Source organism: Streptomyces sp. SP17BM10 (assembly GCF_036322405.1).
Classification (GTDB): domain Bacteria; phylum Actinomycetota; class Actinomycetes; order Streptomycetales; family Streptomycetaceae; genus Kitasatospora.
In genome coordinates this window covers 1-310 of record NZ_JAQYXB010000308.1, presented here as the reverse complement: position 1 = coordinate 310, position 310 = coordinate 1, and the positions used below count along the sequence as shown (strand labels likewise).

The 310-nt window shown below is 66.5% G+C and carries 1 protein-coding gene; it reads right to left on the bottom strand.

What is annotated here, in order from left to right:
• Nucleotides 1-116: 116 nt before the first annotated feature.
• A partial coding sequence (locus PUR71_RS01560) for a hypothetical protein (RefSeq protein WP_329924460.1) occupies nt 117-310 on the bottom strand: 194 nt, incomplete at its 5' end.

Below are 310 nucleotides of genomic sequence, written 5' to 3'. Positions count from 1 at the left end.
GTGGGCGGCGGCCAGATGGGCGGACACGGCGCAGAGGGCGGCGTGGGAGGCGGAGCCTGCGAGGACTGAAAGCAAGATGGGCGAGTAGGGCCAGAGGGTGATTGAGAGCGGAGTTCTCAGATCTCGCACGAACAGGAGATCCTGGTCGACCCGGTGCCGCTCTGGGCCAGGGCGGTTCCGGCGCTGGCGGCCCGCAGGCCGATCGCGGCGCCCCAGTAGATTTCGTGGAGCTCCATGACCTGCTGGAGCTTGCCGCCGACCTTCATGAAGAAGAACAGCTCAACGATGATCAGCAGGATCATGCCGCCGG